At 68.7% G+C, this 21,742-nt stretch carries 14 protein-coding genes and 1 pseudogene; 7 read left to right on the top strand and 8 right to left on the bottom strand.

The window, feature by feature from the left end; all coding sequences use genetic code 11:
• Positions 1–1,008 precede the first annotated feature (1,008 nt).
• On the bottom strand, positions 1,009–1,569 hold the full coding sequence (locus G6N23_RS21265; protein WP_234808529.1) for a hypothetical protein: 561 nt from the start codon (positions 1,567–1,569) through the stop codon (positions 1,009–1,011).
• Positions 1,570–1,646: 77 nt separating this feature from the next.
• On the opposite strand from G6N23_RS21265, the gene G6N23_RS21260 reads away from it, so the two are divergent.
• Genes G6N23_RS21260 through G6N23_RS21250 form a run of 3 tightly spaced genes read left to right on the top strand, consistent with a single transcriptional unit; the run spans position 1,647 to position 5,754 of the window.
• Positions 1,647–3,029, top strand: a complete 1,383-nt coding sequence (locus tag G6N23_RS21260) for a decaprenylphosphoryl-beta-D-ribose oxidase (protein ID WP_085260009.1) — start codon at positions 1,647–1,649, stop codon at positions 3,027–3,029.
• Positions 3,030–3,794 carry a decaprenylphospho-beta-D-erythro-pentofuranosid-2-ulose 2-reductase gene (locus tag G6N23_RS21255; RefSeq protein ID WP_085260010.1) on the top strand — a complete coding sequence of 255 codons (765 nt, stop codon included), beginning with the start codon at positions 3,030–3,032 and terminating at the stop codon, positions 3,792–3,794. It abuts the gene before it with no gap.
• Positions 3,795–3,798: 4 nt separating this feature from the next.
• Positions 3,799–5,754: a galactan 5-O-arabinofuranosyltransferase gene (locus tag G6N23_RS21250; RefSeq protein WP_162291759.1), complete on the top strand. Its 1,956-nt coding sequence runs from the start codon at positions 3,799–3,801 to the stop codon at positions 5,752–5,754.
• Here G6N23_RS21250 and G6N23_RS21245 read toward each other — a convergent pair.
• On the bottom strand, positions 5,708–6,403 hold the full coding sequence (locus G6N23_RS21245; protein ID WP_085260177.1) for an alpha/beta hydrolase: 696 nt from the start codon (positions 6,401–6,403) through the stop codon (positions 5,708–5,710). The two genes, G6N23_RS21250 and G6N23_RS21245, sit on opposite strands and share 47 nt — an antisense overlap.
• Before the next feature lie 50 nt (positions 6,404–6,453).
• On the opposite strand from G6N23_RS21245, the gene G6N23_RS21240 reads away from it, so the two are divergent.
• Positions 6,454–9,666 carry an arabinosyltransferase domain-containing protein gene (locus G6N23_RS21240; RefSeq protein WP_095174278.1) on the top strand — a complete coding sequence of 1,071 codons (3,213 nt, stop codon included), beginning with the start codon at positions 6,454–6,456 and terminating at the stop codon, positions 9,664–9,666.
• Between the two features lie 107 nt (positions 9,667–9,773).
• Here the strand turns inward: G6N23_RS21240 and G6N23_RS21235 are convergent, their stop codons facing one another.
• The gene (locus G6N23_RS21235) at positions 9,774–10,082 is read right to left on the bottom strand and encodes a hypothetical protein (protein WP_085260013.1); all 309 of its coding nucleotides are present in this window, start codon (positions 10,080–10,082) and stop codon (positions 9,774–9,776) included.
• A 347-nt stretch (positions 10,083–10,429) separates the two neighbouring features.
• Here G6N23_RS21235 and G6N23_RS21230 point away from each other — a divergent pair, with 347 nt between their 5' ends.
• Both G6N23_RS21230 and G6N23_RS21225 read left to right on the top strand, forming a co-directional pair.
• Positions 10,430–13,705 carry an arabinosyltransferase domain-containing protein gene (locus tag G6N23_RS21230; protein WP_085260014.1) on the top strand — a complete coding sequence of 1,092 codons (3,276 nt, stop codon included), beginning with the start codon at positions 10,430–10,432 and terminating at the stop codon, positions 13,703–13,705.
• Complete coding sequence (locus G6N23_RS21225) at positions 13,702–16,860, top strand: arabinosyltransferase domain-containing protein (protein ID WP_085260015.1); 3,159 nt, start codon at positions 13,702–13,704, stop codon at positions 16,858–16,860. The genes G6N23_RS21230 and G6N23_RS21225 overlap by 4 nt, the downstream gene beginning before the upstream one ends.
• A gap of 90 nt (positions 16,861–16,950) precedes the next feature.
• Here the strand turns inward: G6N23_RS21225 and G6N23_RS21220 are convergent, their stop codons facing one another.
• The 4 genes from G6N23_RS21220 to G6N23_RS21205 are packed head-to-tail and all read right to left on the bottom strand — an operon-like array spanning position 16,951 to position 19,351.
• A complete protein-coding gene (locus tag G6N23_RS21220; RefSeq protein WP_085260016.1) occupies positions 16,951–17,250 on the bottom strand; it encodes a cytochrome C oxidase subunit IV family protein in 300 nt (99 codons plus the stop codon).
• Between the two features lie 2 nt (positions 17,251–17,252).
• Entirely contained in the window at positions 17,253–17,828 is a 576-nt protein-coding gene (locus tag G6N23_RS21215; protein ID WP_085260017.1) for a cytochrome c oxidase subunit 3 family protein, read from the bottom strand.
• Positions 17,829–17,846: 18 nt separating this feature from the next.
• Positions 17,847–18,596, bottom strand: a complete 750-nt coding sequence (locus tag G6N23_RS21210; RefSeq protein ID WP_085260018.1) for a hypothetical protein — start codon at positions 18,594–18,596, stop codon at positions 17,847–17,849.
• Positions 18,593–19,351, bottom strand: coding sequence for a hypothetical protein (locus G6N23_RS21205; RefSeq protein WP_085260019.1), 759 nt, complete (start codon positions 19,349–19,351; stop codon positions 18,593–18,595). The genes G6N23_RS21210 and G6N23_RS21205 overlap by 4 nt, the downstream gene beginning before the upstream one ends.
• 218 nt (positions 19,352–19,569) lie before the next feature.
• Here G6N23_RS21205 and G6N23_RS21200 point away from each other — a divergent pair, with 218 nt between their 5' ends.
• Positions 19,570–20,178, top strand: a complete 609-nt coding sequence (locus G6N23_RS21200; RefSeq protein WP_085260020.1) for a TetR family transcriptional regulator — start codon at positions 19,570–19,572, stop codon at positions 20,176–20,178.
• 22 nt (positions 20,179–20,200) lie between these two features.
• Here the strand turns inward: G6N23_RS21200 and arsB are convergent.
• A pseudogene (gene arsB, locus G6N23_RS21190) lies at positions 20,201–21,713 on the bottom strand (ACR3 family arsenite efflux transporter).
• Positions 21,714–21,742 lie beyond the last annotated feature (29 nt).

Here is a 21,742-nt window from a genome sequence, read left to right as displayed (position 1 = left end):
AGGGCGAAGAGTCCTTTCGCCTCGAGGGAAAATCTCTCAGGAAACGGGAAAATTCTCAGAAAAAGAATTCGTGTTGAGTCCGCTGCAGGAGCGCACCTTGTCGGCCTGCGCAGCGGTATACGGCCTGGTCAACGCGGTTTCATCCGGCAGACATAGCCGAGCTCGAGATGCCGCTCCGCCGTCAGCTGACCGACCCGCAGGCGACGCGGCCGCACCCGAGGCCAGCGGAACTTGCGGTCGCGTAAATTTTTAGTCCACCGTACGTGGACTAAAAGTACGAGAACCACTCCTGCCACAGGCGCCCCGGATCACAGGCCAATGGGATCTCTGCGAGGGGAGAGCGATAAGCAAAACTACCGAATCCATCCTGCTATTAACTTGATCCAGCAATTATTCTTACCCTCGACGGTCCGCCGTTTCCGGCGCCGCCCAAGACCCCAGTCGGCGCCCCGGAAGGGCACGTGGAGTGGGGCGATACCCGCTGTGCCGCGGGCGCTCGTAACCCACCTCGCACGCCGGCCAGCAACCCCCTGCGATCCCCATCCCACGTTCCGGACTTGGCCAACGGCCCCTGTCGCCTTGTCGGAGGAACTCAGCCTTGCCCCAGGAAGATGGTCCGACGACAACGCCGCCGGATGGCGACGGCAGGCAACCCAGGCGGACTTTCGTCTACCACTAATCTGCCTGCCCCGCACTGGCATCGGAAGCGTTCTGCCGTCAGAAACACCGGCCGTAGCCACCCGGCGCCACCGGCGACCTGGAGGCCGGTACGTTCTTCCGGCCCGGCGGCAGCGGGACGGCTCGCTGAGCGCCCGCGGCGCCCGCTCAGGAAGCACCGGCGACCGTTGAGCACCGGCCACCGTCATTCCCTCAGGCCATCCGCTGCACGCCGCCATGCCGGCCGTGCCGTCGACCCGCGTGCCCACGCCCTCGCCGGTGATCCCCCGGAAACGAGTCAGCACCGGCTGCGCCGAGGCGCAACCGGTGCTGAACCGGATAGCTACGGGGTTACTGCGGCTGGCAGAGGTTGTCGAGCACGTCGATCTGACCGCGCAGCTGGTCACGCAGCGGCTGCTGCACCGAGTCATCGGGCGAGTGCCCGGCCAGGTAGTTGATGCTGAGCGCCTCCAGCGTGTCGGCCATGTCGCCCACGGCCTTGGCCACGTCGTCCGGGGTGGCCGGGTTGGCCTCCAGACGCTGGTGCAGGAACGCGCCGCCGGCGAACAGTGACAGCCGGGCGTTGGTGCCCACCGCCAGGTCACCGGCCAGGTCGCCGGGCACCGGGTTCTGCAGGTTGGTGTTGAACTGCGTGCCCTGCCGCACCACGCTCTGCGAGTCGCAGATCTTGCCCTTGGCTTCCTGCCGCTGATCGTCGGAGAACTTCTGGCTCGTGGACGGGTGGAACCACCCGAAGATGGCGAGCACGATGCCGAGCACCGCCAGGCCCAGAGCGGCGATCGTCGGTACCGACAGGCCTTGAGATGGAGTGGAAGATTTCGGAAAACCCGCGGTCTTGGGCTTGACGGGCTTGGCCGCGGACGGGGAATCAGTGGGGGGAGTCTCAGGCATTGCGCGATCGTAACGGTAGTCATCCGTTTAGTCACGCAAAACCGGGAAGCGGCGCGTTGGCGGTACCCTCTTGGACGATGTTGAGCACTGAATTGCCGACCACCGCGCGGCGACTGACCGGTTGGGGCCGCACCGCGCCGAGCGTGGCGCAGGTGCTGGCGACCCCCGATGTCGACGTCATCGCCAAGGCGGTGGCGCGGGCCTCCGACGCGGGATCGCGCGGCGTGATCGCCCGCGGGCTGGGGCGCTCTTATGGCGACAACGCCCAGAACGGCGGCGGTCTGGTCGTCGACATGACCGCGCTGAACCGGATCCATTCAATGGACGCGGCCACCGCGTGCGTCGACGTCGATGCCGGGGTCAACCTGGATCAGCTGATGCGGGCCGCACTGCCGCTGGGCCTGTGGGTGCCGGTGCTGCCCGGGACCCGGCAGGTCACCGTCGGCGGGGCGATCGCCTGCGACATCCACGGCAAAAACCACCACAGCGCCGGCAGTTTCGGCAACCACGTGGTGTCGATGCAGTTGCTGACCGCCGACGGTTCGGTGCGCCACCTGACCCCGGACGGTGACGAGTCGGAGCTGTTTTGGGCCACAGTCGGCGGCAACGGCCTGACCGGGATCGTGCTGCGCGCGACGATCGCGATGACTCCGACCGAGACGGCGTACTTCATCGCCGACGGCGACGTCACCGCCGGCCTGGATGAGACCATCGCCTTCCACAGCGACGGCAGCGAGGCCGACTACACCTATTCCTCGGCCTGGTTCGACGCCATCAGTGCGCCGCCCAAACTGGGCCGGGCCGCGATCTCACGCGGGTCACTGGCCAGGTTGGACCAGCTGCCCGACAAGTTGGCCCGCGACCCGCTGAAATTCGATGCGCCGCAGTTCTTCACCGCCCCAGACATCTTCCCGAACGGGTTGGGCAACAAGTTGATCTTCGGTGCGATGACCGAGTTGTGGTACCGCAAATCCGGCAGCTACCGCGGCAAGGCGCAGAACCTGACGCAGTTCTATCACCCGCTGGACATGGTCGGTGAGTGGAACCGGGCCTACGGCTCGGCCGGCTTCGGGCAGTATCAATTCGTGGTGCCCACCGAGGCGGTCGACGAGTTCAAGGCCATCATGTACGACATCCAGGCCAGCGGGCACTACTCGTTCCTCAACGTGTTCAAGCTGTTCGGCCCGGGCAACCAGGCGCCGCTGAGCTTCCCGATCCCCGGCTGGAACGTCTGCGTGGATTTCCAGATCAAGCCCGGCCTCAACGAATTCCTCAACGGCCTGGACCGCCGGGTGCTGGAGTTCGGCGGCCGGCTCTACACCGCCAAGGATTCCCGCACCTCCGCGGAGATGTTCCACGCCATGTATCCGCGCATCGAGGAATGGATCGCGGTGCGCCGCAAGGTCGATCCCGACGGGATCTTCGCCTCGGACATGGCCCGACGTTTGGAGCTTTTGTAGATGGTGTTCGACGCCACGGGAAATCCCCAATCGATCCTGCTGCTCGGCGGCACTTCTGAGATCGGGCTGGCGATCTGTGCGCGCTACCTGCGCAACGCCTCGGCGAGCGTGGTGCTGGCCTGCCTGCCCGGTGATCCCGGCCGCGACGGCGCAGTGGCGCAGATGGAGGCCGCCGGCGCCAAATCGGTGCGGATCGTCGACTTCGACGCGCTGGACACCGGCAGTCACCCGGCGATGATCGACTCCGCGTTCGGCGACGGCGATATAGACGTCGCGATCGTCGCCTTCGGTATGGACGCCGACGCCGAGGAGCTCTGGCACGACCAGGCCAAGGCGGTGCAGGTGGCCGAGATCAACTACACCGCAGCGGTTTCCGTGGGCGTGCTGCTCGCGAACAAGATGGGCGCCCAGGGCTTCGGGCAGATCATCGCGATGAGCTCGGTGGCCGGTGAGCGGGTGCGCCGGACGAACTTCGTCTACGGATCCACCAAGGCCGGCCTCGACGGCTTCTACCTCGGCCTGGGCGAGGCACTGCGGGAGCACGGGGTGCGGGTGCTGGTGATCCGGCCCGGCCAGGTGCGCACCCGGTTCTCCGCGCACGTCAAGGAAGCGCCGCTGACCGTCGACAAGGAGGACGTCGCCGAGCTGGCGGTGACCGCAGCCGCCAGGGGCAAGGAAATCGTCTGGGCGCCAGGAGCATTCCGCTACGTCATGATGGTGCTGCGGCACGTCCCGCGGGCGATCTTCCGCCGGCTGCCGATCTAATCTGATGCCGAGCAGACATAAACTCGCACGCCGAGTGGCCGATTCGTGCGACTTTGTGTCTGCTCGCGGTCAGAATCCGGTAGCTAATGCGCTGGGCACTTCCGGTAAAACGTTGGCCCAGATGATCCTGGCGGGCGTCATCGCCGTCGTCGTCGCCGTGGTCGCGCTGGTGGCGATCGACCGGGTGCAGTGGCCGGCGTATCCCTCGTCGAACCAACTGCACGCGCTGACCACCGTCGGGCAGGTCGGCTGCCTGGCCGGGCTGGCCGGCGCCGCGTGGTGGTGGCGACGGGGATGCCGCGCGCCGGCCTGGCTGGCCGCGGTGGTGTTCACCAGTGCGTTCTCGGTGGTGACCCTGGCAATGCCGTTGGGCGCCACCAAGCTCTACCTGTTCGGGGTCTCGGTGGATCAGCAGTTCCGCACCGAATACCTGACCCGGATGGCCGACAGCCCGGCACTTCACGACATGACCTACCTGGGACTGCCGTCCTACTACCCGCCGGGCTGGTTCTGGCTCGGGGGCCGCGCCGCGGCGCTGACCGGGCTGCCGGCCTGGGAGATGTACAAGCCGTGGGCGATCACCTCGATGGCCATAGCGGTCGCGGTCGCACTGGTGTTGTGGAACAAGATGATCCGCTTCGAGTACGCGCTGATCGCCACGATCGCCGGTGCCGCGGTGACGCTGGCCTACAGCTCCCCGGAGCCCTACGCGGCGATGATCACCGTGCTGCTCCCCCCGGTGCTGATCCTGGCCTGGTCGGGCCTGCGCGCCGGGGCCCGACGCGGCTGGGGCGCGGTGGCCGGGGCCGGTATCTTCCTCGGCTTCGCCGCCACCTTCTACACCCTGCTGGTGGCCTACACCGCCTTCACCGTGACGCTGATGGCTCTGCTGCTGGCGGGCTCGCGGGCGGTACGGCGCACCGGTCTGCGGGCCACGCTGGACCCGCCGGCCAGGCTGGTGGTGATCGGCGTGATCGCCGCGGCTATCGCCTCGATCACCTGGACGCCGTATCTGCTGGCCACACTGCGCAACCCGATCAGCGACACCGGCAGCGCCCGGCACTATCTGCCCGGCGACGGCGCCCAGCTGAGTTTCCCGATGCTGCAGTTCACCCTGCTCGGCGCGCTGTGCCTGCTGGGCACGCTATGGCTGGTGGTGCGGGCCACCAAGTCGACCCGCGCGGCCGCGCTGGCGATCGCCGTCGTCGGCGTCTATTTGTGGTCGCTGTTGTCCATGCTGTCCACTTTGGCCCGCACCACGCTGCTGAGTTTCCGGCTGCAGCCGACGCTGACGGTGCTGCTGGCCACCGCCGGGGTGTTCGGCTTCATCGAGGGCGCTCGGGCACTCGGCCGCGCCGGGCACGGGTGGCACACCGTGGTGTATCCGGCGGCGACGGCGGTGGGGCTGGTCGGGGCGCTGGCGTTCAGCCAGGACATCCCCGAGGTGTTGCGCCCCGACATCACCGTCGCCTACACCGACACCGACGGCCACGGCGAACGCGGCGACCGGCGCCCGCCCGGCGCGGCGAAGTACTACGAGGCCGTCGACCATGCGATCACCAAAGCCACCGGTAAGCGCCGTAACGAGACGGTGGTGCTCACCGCCGACTACAGCTTCCTGTCCTTCTACCCCTACTGGGGGTTCCAGGGCCTGACGAGCCACTACGCCAACCCGCTGGCGCAGTTCTCCGCCCGCGCCGCCGCGATCCAGGCCTGGTCGAAGTTGGAGACCGCCGACCAGTTCACCCACGCGCTCGACGACCTGCCGTGGCCGGCGCCGACGGTGTTTCTGATGCGTCCGGGCCCCGGGGACACCTACACGCTGCGATTGGCCAAGGACGTCTACCCCAACCACCCCAACGTTCGCCGCTACACCGTCGACCTGGACGCAGCACTGTTTACCGGGCCGGCGTTCAGCGTGGAGAAGATCGGCCCGTTCGTGCTGGCGGTGCGGCGGTGATCCGCCCGGCCACCTCGGCGGCGACCGCCAGCGTGTGGCGGTCGGTGGCGGCGGCATAGCGGTCGGCCTCGGGGTCGTAGCCGGCCCCGGCGATCGAGCCGTGATCGGCGGCCAACTCGACCAATTCCACCGGCCACCGGTGGTGCGCCAAGGCGGCGGCGAACTCGCGGCTCGCCGTCAGCGGTACGACGTCGTCCGCGGTGCCATGCAGCAACGTGATCGGGCAGCGCCGGTCGCCGGGCAGCCAGGCGGCCGGGACCTCGCCGCTGATCGGGTCGGGAACCATGAACGCGCCGGCGAGGCAGACCACGTGAGAAAAGCCGACGCCGTACCGGCTCGCCTGAATCGCCAGCCCGGCCGCCGCGGCGCCGCCCATCGACCAGCCCACCAGGATCAGGCCGTCGGCGTCCGCGGCCCGTTCGCGCGCGAACCGCACCGAGCCCAGCAGATCTGCGCGCCCGCCGTCGTCGCGGTGCGAGTTCCAGTCGGGCACCACCACCTGCATGCCATGCGCGGCGACCAGTTCGGCAAGTGGCCGGACCGCGCTGCGGGCGTCGGGCTGTTTGCCGTGCCACAGCAGAGCGGTTCGCCCGGAAGGCTCACCGAACAGATCGACCAGCCGGCCGGGGGCGTACTCGACGGTGTCCACGGTGCAAGTCTGCCCGGCAGACACGCTCAGCGGCATCGCCGAGCTCACCGATAGCATCTAGGTCCGTGACCGATACGCGCGCCGACTTCCGGATCGCTCGGGCCGTCGCCGTCGTCGCCGGCGTACTGGGCACCCTGCTGGCGATCCTCACCCCGCTGCTGCCGGTCAAGCAGACCACCGCCGAGCTGAACTGGCCGCAGAACGGCACTCTGACCAGCGTGCAGGCGCCGCTGATCAGCTACGTGGCCACCGATCTGGACATCACCGTGCCGTGTCAGGCCGCGTCCGGTCTGACCAAGACCAGGACCGTGCTGCTGTCCACGGTGCCCAAGCAGGCGCCCAAGGCCGTCGACCGCGGACTGCTCATCGAACGCGTCAACGACGACCTGGTCCTGGTGGTGCGCAACGTGCCGGTGGTGGTGGCGCCGCTGTCGCAGGTGCTCGGCCCGGATTGCCAGAAGTTGACGTTCACCGCGCACGCCGACCGTGTCACCGCCGAGTTCGTCGGCCTCAAGCAGGGGCCCAACGCCGAGCACCCCGGCTCGCCGCTGAAAGGCACCCGCAGCGGCTATGACTTCCGGCCGCAGATCGTCGGCGTCTACACCGACCTGGAGGGTCCGGCACCCGACGGGCTGGACTTCACCGCCACCGTCGACACCCGCTTCTCCAGCGCGCCCACCCCGCTGAAGCTGGCGGCGATGATCCTCGGGGTGGCGCTGACGGTCATGGCGCTGATCGCCCTGCACGTCCTGGACACCGCCGACGGCACCCGACACCGCCGGTTCCTGCCGGCCCGCTGGTGGTCGTTGTCGCCGCTGGACGCACTGGTGACGTGCGTGTTGGTGTGGTGGCACTTTGTCGGCGCCAACACCTCCGATGACGGCTACATCCTGACCATGGCGCGGATCTCCGAGCGGGCCGGCTACATGGCCAACTTCTACCGCTGGTTCGGCACCCCCGAGGCGCCGTTCGGCTGGTACTACGACCTGCTGGCCGTGTGGTCGCAGGTGTCCACCATCAGCATCTGGATGCGGCTGCCCACCCTGGGGATGGCGCTGGCCTGCTGGTGGCTGATCAGCCGCGAGGTCCTGCCCCGGCTGGGGCACGCCGTCAAGCACAGCCCCGCGGCGGCCTGGACCGCGGCCGGCATGTTCCTGGCGTTCTGGCTGCCGCTGAACAACGGGCTGCGCCCGGAGCCGATCATCGCGCTGGGCATCCTGGTGACCTGGTGCTCGGTGGAACGGGCGGTGGCCACCAGCCGGCTGCTGCCGCTGGCGATCGCGTGCATCACGGGTGCGCTGACACTGTTCTCCGGGCCGACGGGCATCGCCTCCATCGGTGCCCTGCTGGTGGCGATCGGGCCGTTGCGCACCATCTTGCATCGGCGCTCCACGCAGTTCGGGCTGCTGCCGCTGCTGGCGCCGATCGCCGCCGCGGCCAGCATCACCGCGATCGTGATCTTCCGCGACCAGACCCTGGCCGGCGAGATCGAGGCCAGCACACTGAAGTCCGCGGTCGGGCCCAGCCTGGCGTGGTTCGAGGAGCACGTCCGCTACGAGCGGCTGTTCCTGGCTACTCCGGACGGTTCGGTGGCGCGCCGGTTCCCGGTGCTGGCGCTCGGTGTGGCACTGGTGGTGTCGGTGGCGATGGCGTTGCGCAAGGGCCGGATTCCCGGCACCGCGGCCGGGCCGAGCCGGCGCATCATCGGGATCACCATCATCTCCTTCATCGCGATGATGTTCACCCCCACCAAGTGGACACATCACTTCGGCGTGTTCGCCGGGCTGGCCGGATCACTGGGCGCGCTGGCCGCCGTCGCGGTGAGCGCCGCGGCGATGCACTCGCGGCGCAACCGGACACTGTTCACCGCGCTGGTGGTGTTCATCACCGCGCTGTCGTTCGCCAGCGTCAACGGCTGGTGGTACGTCTCGAACTTCGGGGTGCCGTGGTCCAACGCCTTCCCCAAGTGGCATCTGGCGTTCGCCACCATGGGAGTGGCGCTGACGGTGTTGGCGGCATTGGTGGCGGCCTGGTTCCACTTCGCCAACGGCGAAGACCGGCCGCCGCGCTGGACGGCACTGTCCGGCTATCCGCTGGCAATCGCCTCCTGGGTGCTGATCGCCTTTGAGGTGGTGTCGCTGACGGCGGCGATGCTCGGCCAGTACCCGGCGTGGACGGTGGGCCGGTCCAACCTGGCCGCCATCCCGGTTCTGGGGACCGGCAAGACGTGCGGGCTCGCCGACGACGTGCTGGTCGAGCAGGACCCCAACGCCGGGATGCTGGCGCCGATCGACGCGCCCGTCGACGACGCCTTGGGCGCGACCTTCTCGGCCGGGTTCGCCCCCAACGGGATTCCCGCCGACGTCTCCGCCGACCAGGTGATCGGCCCGCCCGGATTGGGCAGGCTGGCCGACGACGACGCGCAGACCGCCAGCGGCGAGGCCGGCACCGAGGGCGGCGTGAGCGCGGCCGAGGGCATCAACGGCTCGCGGGCCCGACTGCCCTACAAGCTGGACCCGGCCCGGGTGCCGGTGCTGGGCAGCTGGCGTCCCGGGATCCAGATGCCGGCGCTGCTGCGCTCGGCGTGGTACCGGCTGCCCGCCGACCGGGCCGACGCCGGACCGCTGCTGGTGGTGGCGGCCGCGGGCCGCTTCGACCGCGGCGAGGTCACCGCCCAGTGGGCCACCGAGTCCGGCGCCGCGAACGACAAGCCGGGCGGCACCATCGATTTCGGTGACATCGGTGCGGTGCCGGCGTGGCGCAACCTGCGCGCGCCGATGTCGTCGATCCCGGCGGAGGCCACCCGGATCCGGTTGGTGGTCCGCGACGACGACCTGGCGCAGCAGCACTGGATCGCGGTGACTCCGCCGCGCGTCCCGCAGCTGCGCAGCCTGCAGGAGGTGGTGGGCTCGCAGGATCCGGTGCTGCTGGACTGGCTGGTGGGCCTGGCGTTCCCGTGCCAGCGCCCGTTCGGCCACCAGAACGGCGTGACCGAGGTGCCCAGGTGGCGGATCCTGCCGGATCGCTTCGGCGCCGAGGCGAATTCACCGGTGATGGACAACAACGGCGGCGGCCCGCTGGGCATCACCGAGCTGCTGGTGCGCGCGACCACGGTGCCGAGCTATCTGGCCGACGACTGGTTCCGCGACTGGGGTGCCCTGCAGCAGTTGACGCCCTATTACCCGGCGGCGACGCCGGCGCACCTCGATCTGGGCACGGCCGTCCGGTCCGGGCTGTGGAGCCCCGCGCCGCTGCGGCACTGACCCGGACGGCGCAAATCCCACCTGCCGTCCCACCTGCCCCGACTGTCACCGGCCCCCGGGTGGGTGATTGTTGCCCGCCTTTGAGCGACAACGGGCGTTATGTCAGGTCAGTCGGGGGCGGTCTGGCCCGTCGCCTGGGCACGCAGCGTCATCACCCGCTTATGGATCCGGTACTCGGTGCTGCGTGGCATCGACGCGGGCCGGTAGCGGCCCCGGCCGGCCCGGAACACCCGGCCGTGTTCCCGCTCCCACCGCAGCGCATCGGAGATCGCCTTCGACGGCCGGCCGGCGACAGTGAAGCCGCGGGAGTCCAGCTCGGCGGCCAGTTCGGTGATGCTGCACCGACCGTGGTGGAACAGGTAGTGGGTCAAGACGTAGCGCAGTTCGATGCCGCGCAGTGTTATCGGGTTCGTCATGACCGGACCTTGCCATCGCGGTCGGACATCACGCGCGTTGTCGCTCAGAGGCGGGCACTCACCACATATCTCCCGACTGCGGGACGTGGCAGACGCGGCCCGGACGTCGCCCATCCCGGCACCGGGCCGCCTGGCCCGCCGTCCCGGCACCAGACCGGCCCGCGGCCCGCCGTCCCGGCACCCCACCCGAGCCCGCCCCTCCCAACCCGACATAACGCCCGTTGTCGCTCAAAGGCGGGCAACAACCACATACCTCCCGGCCGCGGCCTGCAACGGGAGGGGTTCCCACCGGGACGGGCGGGACGGGGTCCCGGCTTCGCGGCTCCAGTCGCCTAACATCGAGGCTCGTGTCCTACCCCGATGATCAGCCCACGCAGCGTTATCGGATCGCCCGGCTGATCGCAGTGGCCGCGGGCATCATCGGCGTGTTGCTGTGCGGTATCACCCCACTGCTGCCGGTCAAGCAGACCACCGCCACCATCGCCTGGCCGCAGGGCGGCCTCGATGCCGACGGCCATATCACCGACGTCACCGCCCCCCTGGTGTCCGGCGCGCCCCGCGGCCTGGACATCACCATCCCCTGCTCGGCGATCGCCACCTTGCCGGAGAAGGGCGGCCTGGTGTTGTCGACCGTGCCGGCCGGCGGCGTCGACGCCACCGCTCACGGCCTGTTCGTGCGGGCCAGCAAGACCGTCGTCACCGCCGCGTACCGCGACCAGGTGGCCGCGGCCGCCCCCCGGGACAAGATCGCCGACTGCAGCCACCTGCACCTGTGGGCCAACCCCGGCGACGTCGGCGCGGAGTTCGTCGGCATCCCCGGCGCGGCCGGCAGCCTGCCCCCCGAGAACAAGCCGCAGATCGGCGGCATCTTCACCGAGCTCAAAATCGGCCCGCAGCCCGGCCTGAGCGCGCACATCGCCGTCGACACCCGGTTCATCACCGACCCCACCACACTCAAGGCCGCCGTGATGGCGCTGGGCGTGCTGGCGGTGCTGGCCTCCATCGCCGTGCTGGCGGTCCTGGATCGCCGCCACACCCACCGCACCCCGCGCAGCTGGCGGCACTGGCTCAAGGCCAATCCCATCACCTGGCTGGCCGACGTCGGCGTGCTGGCCATCCTGGCGCTGTGGCACGTCATCGGCGCCATCTCCAGCGACGACGGCTACAACCTGACGATGGCCCGCAACGTCGCGCACGCCGGGTACGTCGCCAACTACTACCGGTTCTTCGGGGCCAGCGAGGCGCCGTTCGACTGGTATCCCGCACTGCTGGGCCAGCTGAGCACGATCAGCACCGCCGGGGTGTGGATGCGCCTGCCCGCCACCGCCGCGGGGATGGCCTGCTGGCTGATCATCAGCCGGGCGATCCTGCCCCGGCTGGGCCGGCTGTCCGGCAACCGGGTCGCGGTGTTCACCGCCGCGATGATGTTCGCCGCGGCCTGGCTGCCGTTCAACAACGGTCTGCGCCCGGAGCCGCTGATCGCACTGGGCACACTGGTGGTCTGGGTGCTGGTGGAGCGCACCATCGCCACCCGCCGGCTGGTGCCGGCGGCGTGCGCGGTCCTGGTAGCCGTCTTCACGGTCACCCTGGCCCCGCACGGGCTGATCGCGCTGGCTCCGCTGCTGACCGGCTCGCGGGCCATCGAAACGGTGATCCGCAAGCGCCGGGCCCTCGACGGTCTGGCGGCCCCGCTGGCCGTGCTGGCCGCGGCCGCTTCGGTGCTCGCCGTGGTGGCGTGCCGCTCGCAGACCCTGGCCGCCGTCGCCGAGTCGGCCCGGATCAAATACGTCGTCGGCCCCACCATCGCCTGGTACCAGGAATTCCTGCGCTACTACTTCCTGACCGTCGAGGAGAACGTCGATGCCTCGCTGACCCGCCGGTTCGCCGTGCTGGTCCTGCTGTTCTGCATGTTCGCCATGCTGGTGGTACTGCTGCGGCGCGGGCGGATCGCCGGGGTGGCCGGCGGCCCGGCCTGGCGGCTGATCGGCACCACCGCGGTGGGCCTGCTGCTGTTGACGTTCACCCCGACCAAGTGGGCGGTGCAGTTCGGCGGGTTCGCCGGGCTGGCCGGGGCGCTGGCCGCCCTCACCGCGTTCACCTTCGCCCGGGTCGGGCTGCACAGCCGACGCAACATGACCCTCTACGTCACGGCGCTGCTGTTCCTGGTGGCCGTCGCGACATCGGGGGTCAACGGCTGGTTCTACGTCGGCGGCTACGGCGTGCCCTGGTACGACATTCCACCGGTGATCGCCAGCCGGCCGGTGACGTCGATGTTCCTGGCGGCCTCGATCGCCACCGGGCTGCTGGCCGGATGGCAGCACTTCCGGCTGGACTACGCCGGCCACACCGAGGTCACGCCCAACCGGCGCAACCGGATCCTGGCCTCGACCCCGCTGCTGGTCGTCGCGAGCCTGATGGTGCTGCTGATGGTCGGTTCGATGGCCAAGGCCGCGGCCGGCCGCTACCCGGCCTACACCACCGCCCGGGCCAACGCCGACGCTGTACTTTCCGGCCTGTCCTCCTGCGGCATGGCCGACGATGTGCTGGCCGAGCCCGACACCAACGCCGGTCTGCTGCAACCGGTCCCGGGCCAGAAGTACGGCGAGCTCGGCCCGCTCGGCGGCGCCGACCCGTACGGTTTCGACCCCAACGCCGTCGACGACGACCTCACCTCGCTGGCAGTGATCGCCAAGCCGGGCGTGCCCAACGCCGACGCCTCACCGAACAAGCCCAGTGCCAACCAGAGCGACGCCGCGGGCACCGCCGGCGGCAAGCTTCCCGACGACGCCCCGGCCGGGGTGAACGGGTCCCGGGTGGCACTGCCGTTCGGCCTGGACCCGGCGGTCACCCCGGTGCTCGGCTCCTACCAGGAGCAGGTGGCCGCGCACGCCACCTCGGTCTGGTACCGGTTGCCGGAGCCGTCCGCCGAGCGGGCGCCGATCGTCGTCGTCAGCGCCGCGGGCGCCATCTGGTCGCACGGCGAGGACGGCAAGCTGGACTACGGCCAGCCGCTGAAGCTGGAGTGGGGCACCAGCAACCCGGACGGCACGTTCACGTCGCTCGGCGAGGTGGAGCCGATCGACATCGGACCGCAGAACTCCTGGCGCAACCTGCGTTTCCCGCTGGCCTGGGCCCCACCGGGCACCGACGCGGTCCGGATCGTCGCCAATGACCCGAACCTGTCCACCGAACAGTGGATCGCGTTCACCCCGCCGCGGGTGCCGGTGGTGCAGACCATCGGCCAGCTGATGGGCTCGCAGACCCCGGTGCTGATGGATATCGCCGTCGCGGCCAACTTCCCCTGCCAGCGGCCCTTCACCGAGCACCTGGGCATCGCCGAACTCCCCGAGTACCGGATCATGCCCGACCACAAACAGACGGCGGCGTCGTCGAACCTGTGGCAGTCCGCCGAGGACGGTGGGCCGTTCATGATCACCCAGGCGATGCTGTGGACGACGACCGTCCCGACCTACCTGCGCGACGACTGGTATCGCGACTGGGGGGCGGTGGAGGCCTACCACCGGCTGATCCCGGCCACCGCCGCGCCCGACGCGCACGTCGAGCAGGCCACCATGACCGTCACCGGCTGGAGCCGGCCCGGACCGATTCGAGCACTGCCATGAGTATCCGCACCACGCGCCTGGTAGCGATCATCGCCGGTCTGGTCGGCTTCCTGCTGTCGGTGGCCACCCCGCTGCTGCCGGTGGTGCAGACGACCGCGACGCTGAGCTGGCCGCAGCACGGCGAACTGAGCAGCGTCACCGCGCCTTTGATCTCCCAGACCCCGGTGTCGATGACGGTGAAGGCGCCGTGCGCGCTGGTGCGCGCGCTGCCGGCGAAGGGTGGGACGCTGCTGTCCACCGCCCCGGCCAAGGGCAAGGACGCCGCGCTGAACGGGCTGTTCATCAGCGTCACCGAGAAGCGCGTCGACGTCACCGACCGCAACGTGGTGCTGGCCACCGCGCCGCGGGCCAAGGTCGAGGGGCCGGGGTGTACCGACATCGAGGTCACCTCCTCGCATGCCGGAACGTTCGCCACCATCGGCGGCGTCACCCAACGCTACGGCTGGGCCGACCCGAACCTGCGCCCGCAGATCGTCGGGGTCTTCACCGATCTGGCCGGCCCGGCGCCGCAAGGCCTTTCGCTGACCGCCGACATCGACACCCGGTTCTCCACCAAACCCACTGTGCTCAAGCGCGCGGCGATCTACGCGGCGATTCTGGCCACCCTGATCGCGGTGCTGGCGCTGTGGCGGCTGGACCGCCTCGACGGCCGGCGGATGCACCGGCTGATCCCGGCCCGCTGGCGGTTCTTCTCAGCGGCCGACGTCGCGGTGGTGCTCGGGTTCGGCCTCTGGTACGTGATCGGCGCGAACTCCTCCGACGACGGCTACATCCTGGGCATGGCCCGGGTGGCCGACCACGCCGGCTACATGAGCAACTACTTCCGCTGGTTCGGCAGCCCCGAGGACCCGTTCGGCTGGTACTACAACCTGCTGGCGCTGATGACGCACGTCTCCGACGCCAGCATCTGGATCCGGCTGCCGGACCTGGTCGCCGGGCTGGTGTGCTGGCTGCTGCTGAGCCGCGAGGTGCTGCCCCGGTTCGGTCCGGCGGTGGCGGCCAGCAAACCCGCACTGTGGGCGGCCGGGATGGTGCTGCTGGCCGCGTGGATGCCGTTCAACAACGGCCTGCGGCCCGAGGGGATCATCGCGGTCGGCTCGCTGATCACCTACGTGCTGGTGGAGCGGGCGATCATCTCCAGCCGGCTCACCCCGGCCGCGTTGGCGATCATCTGCGCGGCGTTCACCCTGGGCATTCAGCCGACCGGGCTGATCGCGGTGGCCGCGTTGCTGGCCGGTGGCCGGCCGCTGCTGCGGATTCTGGTGGGCCGCCACCGCCTGTTGGGCACCTGGCCGCTGGTGGCGCCGCTACTGGCCGCCGGGGCGGTCATCCTGACCGTGGTGTTCGCCGACCAGACGATCCGGGCGGTGTTGGAAGCCACCAGGATTCGCACCGCGATCGGCCCCAGCCAGGCCTGGTACACCGAGAACTTGCGCTACTACTATCTGATCCTGCCCACCGTCGACGGCTCGCTGTCGCGGCGGTTCGGGTTCCTGATCTGCGCCCTGTGCCTGTTCACCGCGATGTTCATCATGTTGCGCCGCAAGCGGATCGCCGGTGTGGCCCGGGGTCCGGTGTGGCGGTTGATGGGCGTGATCCTGGCGACGATGTTCTCGCTGATGTTCGCCCCCACCAAGTGGGTGCACCACTTCGGGCTGTTCGCCGCGGTGGCCGGAGCGATGGCAGCGCTGACCACGGTGCTGGTCTCTCGACAAGTGGTGGGCTGGTCACGCAACCGGATGGCGTTCGCGGCGGCGGTGCTGTTCGTGTTGGCACTGTGTTTCGCGACCACGAACGGCTGGTGGTACGTCTCGAGCTACGGGGTGCCGTTCAACGCCGACATGCCGCGGATCGGTGGAATCACCGTCAGCACAATCTTCTTCGCGTTGTTCGCCATCACCGCCGGGTGGGCGGCGTGGCTGCACTTCGCGCCACGGGACCGCGGCGAGGGCCGGGTGGCGCGGACGCTGACCGCTGCCCCGGTTCCGGTGGCGGCCGGCTTCATGGTGTGCGTGTTCGTGGCCTCGATGGTGATCGGCATCGTCCGCGAATACCCCAGCTACTCCAACGGGCTGGCCAACGTCCGGGCCTTCGTCGGCGGTTGCGGTCAGGCCGACAACGTGCTGGTCGAACCGGATGCCAACGACGGCGCGCTTACGCCGCTGCCCGGTGAGTACGGCGAGCTGGGGCCGCTGGGCGGTGTCGACCCGATCGGGTTCAGCGCCAACGGGGTGCCGGAGAAGGTGGTGGCCGAGTCGCTGCGGATGAGCATCACCCAGCCGGGCACCGACTACGACTGGGACGCCCCGAAGAAGCTCAAGGCCCCCGGCATCAACGGCTCGACGGTCCCGCTCCCCTACGGGCTGGACCCGGCCCGCATTCCGCTGGCCGGCAGCTACAGCACCGACGGTCAGCAGGAATCCAAGCTGACCTCCGCGTGGTACGCGCTGCCTCCCGCCGACGACGCACACCCGCTGCTGGCGGTGACCGCGGCGGGCACCATCGCCGGCAACAGTGTGCTCAAGGGCTACACCAGCGGCCAGGACGTGCAGCTGGAGTACGGGCTGCCCGGCCCCGACGGCACCGTCGTAGCGGGTGGGCGACTGGTGCCCTACGACCTGTTCGGCGAGTGGCCGAAGATGTGGCGCAACCTGCGCTACCCGCGGTCGGCCATTCCTGCCGATGCTGTCGCGGTTCGGATTGTGGCCGTGGACAAGTCGCTGAACCCGCGGGACTGGATCGCGTTCACCCCGCCGCGGCTGCCCGAGGTCAAGACCATCCAGGAATACCTCGGCTCCGAACAGCCGGTGCTGCTGGACTGGGCGGTGGGTCTGGCGTTCCCGTGCCAGCACCCGATGCTGCACGCCAACGGTGTCACCGAGGTGCCCAAGTATCGGATCACCCCGGACTACAACGCCAAGAAGCAGGACACCGACACCTGGCAGGACGGGGTCAACGGCGGGCTGCTGGGCATCTCCGACATGCTGCTGCGGGCGCACGTGATGGCCACGTATCTCAACCACGACTGGGGCCGGGACTGGGGCTCGCTGCGCAAGTTCGACGAGATCACCCCGGCCTCGCCGGCCGAGCTCGAGTTGGGCAGCGCCACCCGCAGCGGCTGGTGGTCCCCCGGGGAGATCCGCATCAAGGCCTGACGTGTGCTTGTGCGCGAGCGTGCGTGTTTGCTCGCAGACACGCCGTCATAGGTGTACAACCATGCACGCTCGCGCCCGCCGCGCGTCGGGTCAGAACAGATAGATCAGGAACACCGTCGCGATCAACGCGGCCAGCCAGCCGTCGGTGGCGCGTCTGAGCCAGCGCGGCGCGGTGAGGACTTCCATGAAATGGCCGATGATCATGCGCGACTTGACGAATGTCAGGGCCAGCACCAGCGCGGTGACCGCGACGCTGGCCTGTGCGGTGTGGGTGATATGCGCCGGCGCCAGGGTCCACGATCCGATGGTGATCGCCACCAGCACGAGCCAGACGCGGGTCAACGACCGCTCGGTCTCGTGCCGATGATCGCGATAGCCGAATACCATCATGCTCACCTCATCACGTAGAACAGACCAAAGATGATGACCCACAACAGATCCACCATGTGCCAGTAAATCGCCGCCGACTCGACCACCATGAGCCTGCGCCGCGCCGGATTATTCAGCTCCCGCACGACGACGCCGAGCGCGATCAATCCGATCACCACGTGCACCAGGTGCACACCGGTGATCACGTAGTAGAACGAGAAGAACAAGTCGGAGTTGGTGTGCCCGGCGCTGATCTTGGCGGCCCATTCATAGCCCTTCAGCACCACGAACAACACTCCGCCGGCCGCCCCGGAATGGACGAACCGCACCGCCGAGCGGAGGTTTCCGGCTCTGACGGCCAGCACACTGCGCGCCACGAACCAGGAACTGGTCAGCAGCACCACCGTGTTGATCACGCCGATGTTGACGTTGAGATGTTGTTGGGCGGCAAGGAAGTCGGCCGGATTCATGGCCCGGTAGACGATGAAGATGATGAAGTAGCCGGTGAAGATGAGCAGATCGCCCAGCACCATCACCCAGATGTGGCCGTCGCCCGGCAGCCGGGCACGCGTCGTGGTCGGGGCGTCAAGTTGCAGCATGGGTTTCCTTCCGGTGCTTTAGTCCAGGCCCGGCGAGTCGACCGGCTCATCGATGGTGGCCGCCCGCAGCACGAAGATCAGCGCACCCAGCCACACCGAGAACACCACGACCGCCCACCACAGGCTGAGCACGCCATTCCAGGCGAGCGGTCCGGAGTAGAACAGGAAGAACTGCGTGGCGATGACCTCGGTGACGACCTGCCAAATGGTCACGTAGCCAAACCATTTCGGGAAGACGTTGTTCTTGTCGTACAGGACAGCGATTGCCAGCACCACGTAGGCCGTGGTGAAGCAACCCAGCGACCCGTTATACGACAGGTTGCCCAGGTCGTAGAGCCAGCCGATGAGCTCCGGGTCACGGTCGGGCCGAAACGTCGCGGTCAGGTAGCAGACGCCGACCAGAAGGAACCCCGGCAGCGCGCCGACGCTCATGCCGCCGATGTAGCCGTAGGCGAACACCGAGCCCACCGACATCCGTTTCATGTGGTACAGGACCAGGCCGTTGGTGAGCGGGGCGCCGCCCAGCAGGATCAGCAGCAGCACGAACCCGATCTGGATGGTCAGTTGATGTTCGGTGAAGAACGCGACCTTGCCTGCGGTGGTGACGTCCGGCCGCGGCGGCGGCGTCACCCGGGTCAAGACGCAGATGATGACGCCGAACACGGCGTACCAGACCGGGAAGAACCAGGTCAGGAAGCGCACATCGGGTTTGCCGGCCGGGGTGCCGTCTGTTGTGGTGACGTACCGGCCGGCGGTCAGCAGGTTCACCCGGCCACCACTTCGTCGACGACGCCTTCTTCAACGGCCTGGCGCAGCACCGCACGGCGCAGCACGAAGAACATCACCACGACGAACGCCGCGAACGCCCCGTTGCGCAGCCAGAAGGACAGCAGCCCATCCCAGGCCAGCGGTCCGGTCTGCCAGACCGCGGCCCCTGCCGCGGGGGTGATCGCCACACCGGTGGCCAGCGAGTAGGGCCCTACCCAGCGCGGGAAGACCGGGGCGGGTCCGTCGTCGAAATGGACCGCGGCGGCCAGCAGCAGGAACTGCGCCAGCACCATTCCGATGGGCGCGATGAACACGATCCAGGCCAGGTCGTTGAGCAGCAGGGTCAGTTCCGGATTGCGGTCCGGCCGAAACGCCGCGACCAGAAAGAAGACGTTCGACAGCGCGAAGATGGTGGCACCGCTGACGATCGCGGTCAGGTAGCAGTAGGCGAAGATATGGCTCTGGGTCTTCATGCGTTTCATCTGGACCACGATCACCATGAAGAACGGCAGCAGCATGATCCCGCACAGGTTGAAGGTGATCTGGCTGAACCGGATCCAGTCGGTGTGCTCGGCGTAGAACTGTGCGACCTGATCGGCGGTCATGGTCGGCGACATCGGCGGAAAGAAACCAGGGAACGCCAGCAAGGCCACCACCAGCACGGCACCGACGGCCGGACCGGTCCACAAACTGACCCACTGGGCCTTGATGTTGCCCGCGCTGGGCAGGTCTTGAACTTCCTCGAGAATCTGCACCGAACCCCTCCGCAATGACTTGAGTCAGCTTCGTTGACGTTGCCCCCGGACCTAAGGCCCGCCGGTATTCCGCCCTATCAAACGGTGTGACACTGGCTTTACGTCACACGTACCGTAGCGGGCCGGGCCGCGGTTGCCAAGCTTGTTTCTGATTCGAGTCAGTTATCTGTGGTCTAGACTCGACCGGACCAGTGCGCCGAACCCGGAGACAGCCCGCCGTGCCCAACCCCAAGACCGACAGTCGCAGCCGCAAGGGTCTGCAGACCCGCGAACGGCTGCTGGGGGCGGCCCTCGCCGAGTTCAAGCGCGCCGGCATGGCCGCCGCCGACATCGGCGCCGTCGTCGCGGCGGCGGGCGTGGCCCACGGCACGTTCTTCTTTCACTTCCCCACCAAGGAACACGTTCTGCTGGAGCTGGAGCGGCGCGAGGAAGAACGGATGGCCGCCGAGCTGGCGCGCTTTTTCGACAGCGAGCACGATGTGCGGGCCGCCTTGGCGCAGATCGTGCACGTGCTGGAGAGGCTAGAACGTCGCCTGGGCGGTCATCTGTTCAAAGAGCTTCTGGTGCTGCACTTCTCGCCGACGCGGCCACCGGCGGAGGTGTGGCCCACGCACCCGGTGATCGTGGCGGTCATCGAGGAACTGGAGCGGGCCCGCGACCGCGGCGAGATTCCGGCCGACGTCGACGTCATGCACAACGGCATCTCGTTTCTGGTCGGGCTCTACGCCCTGCTCATCACGATCCCCGAGGACAAGGAGGTCCGGGCGCCGGTGATCGAGGAGTACCTGACCACCTACCTGTACGGCATGCGGGTGATCAGGCCCTAGGTTTCACCGCTGATGTCATTTGCTACCGAGGCAGCACGAGTTCGTCCATCAAGGCTTGGACGTGCTCGCGAATGTTGTCGCGAATCCTGCGAACAACGTCGAGGGGTTGGCCGGCGGGGTCGTCGAGTTTCCAGTCGCGGTAGGTCACGCCCGGATAGTAGGGGCAGGTGTCGCCGCAACCCATGGTGATCACGGCGTCGCTGGTTCGGACGGTGTCGGCGGTAAGGATTTTGGGCGTGCTGGTGGTGATGTCGATGCCGAGTTCGGCCATGACGGTGATGGCGGCGGGGTTGATCTGGCCGGCGGGTTCGGTCCCGGCGGAACGGACTTCGATGCGGTCGCCGGCCAGGTGGGTCAAGAGGGCGGCGGCCATTTGGGAGCGGCCGGCGTTGTGCACGCAGACGAACAGCACGCTGGGGATCGAGGGCTTGGGAGTCAACGTTGGTGGCCGGCGATCAGGTTGTGGATGGGGTCGGGCGGGCGAAGCTGGACCGCAGCGCCAGGGACGCGTAGACCAGGCCGACGAGGACGGGCACTTCGATCAGGGGGCCGACCACCCCGGCGAGGGCTTGGCCGCTGGTGGCACCCCAGGTGGCGATCGCCACGGCAATGGCAAGTTCGAAGTTGTTGCCGGCTGCGGTGAACGCCAGGGTGGTGGTGCGTGCGTAGCCCAGGCCCAGTGCCGCTCCGAGGAGGTAGCCGCCGCCCCACATGAGCGCGAAGTAAGCCAGCAGCGGGACGGCGATACGGACGACGTCGAGGGGCTGGTGGGTGATCTGATCGCCTTGCAACGCAAAGAGGATCACGATGGTGAACAGCAGCCCATAGAGCGCCCACGGCCCGATGCGCGGCAAGAACCGGGTCTCGTACCAGTCACGGCCTTTCGCGCGTTCGCCGATGCGCCGAGATAGGTATCCGGCCGCCAGTGGGATGCCCAGGAAGATCACCACGGATTTCGCGATCTGCCACGAGGACACCTCGATGCTGGCTTGCGGCAACCCGAGCCAACCGGGCAACACCGCCAGGTAGAACCAGCCCAGCCCGGCGAACATGACGACCTGGAATACCGAGTTCAGTGCGACCAGGACGGCTGCCACTTCGCGGTCCCCGCAAGCCAGGTCGTTCCAGATGATGACCATGGCGATACAGCGAGCCAACCCGACCACGATCAGGCCGGTGCGATATTCGGGCAGATCGGCCAGCAGCAGCCAGGCCAGCGCGAACATCACCGCCGGGCCCAGCACCCAGTTGAGCACCAGGGAACTGACCAAAAGTCGCCGATCGGAGGTGACGGTGTCGAGCCGGTCGTAGCGGACCTTGGCCAGCACCGGATACATCATGATCAGCAGTCCGGCCGCGATCGGCAGGGAGACCCCGTCGAGCTGGACGGCGCTGAGCGCGTTGCCCAGTCCGGGGATGATGCGCCCCAAAGTCAAGCCGGCGGCCATGGCCAGTCCGATCCAGAGCGGTAGCAGCCTGTCCAGCGTGGAAAGCCGCGCCGCCGCCGGGTGGGTCGCGGTTGCGCTGTCAGTCATCCATCACCGCCTGTGGGGTTCGGTCGTGG

It is taken from the genome of Mycolicibacter terrae, assembly GCF_010727125.1.
Lineage (GTDB): Bacteria > Actinomycetota > Actinomycetes > Mycobacteriales > Mycobacteriaceae > Mycobacterium > Mycobacterium terrae.
The sequence above is the reverse complement of the archived record's forward strand: the minus strand, read 5'-3'. Positions and strand labels throughout refer to the sequence as shown.